The 565-nt window shown below is 45.8% G+C and carries 1 protein-coding gene; it reads left to right on the plus strand.

Features of this window, described 5'->3' with window-relative positions; all coding sequences use genetic code 11:
* A partial coding sequence (locus ACS8FD_RS23405) for a methyl-accepting chemotaxis protein (RefSeq protein ID WP_439277614.1) occupies nt 1-565 on the plus strand: 565 nt, incomplete at both ends.

The raw sequence follows: 565 nt of genomic DNA on the forward strand, positions 1-565 counted from the left end.
CGTCTGGGTGAATCATCACAAGAGATTGGTGATATTGTAAGCCTTATCAATGACATTGCAGATCAGACCAACGTTTTGGCATTGAACGCTGCTATTCAGGCATCCATGGCGGGCGACGCTGGTCGTGGTTTTGCGGTAGTTGCTGATGAAGTTCAGCGTCTAGCAGAGCGTTCAGCAAATGCCACCAAGCAGATTGAAACCTTGGTTAAGACCATTCAGGCAGATACTAGTGAAGCAGTTATGTCAATGGAAACAACGACTTCAGAAGTTGTACGCGGGGCACGTTTAGCAAAAGACGCTGGAGAGGCGCTAGAAGAAGTGCAAAGCGTTTCTAATACGTTGGCTGATTTGATTCAAAACATCTCAAATGCGGCGCAGCAACAGGCAGAGTCTGCCGGTCATATTTCTAATGCGATGAATATTATTCAAGATATTACGTCGCAAACCTCATCAGGAACAATGGCAACTGCGCGTTCAGTTGGTGAGTTGAGCGAAATGGCAGCAGCGCTTCAAGAGTCAGTAACAGGCTTTAAATTATCTGATGATGATGAGCAGTTGCATGATT

This window comes from Psychrobacter sp. 1U2 (genome assembly GCF_051847575.1).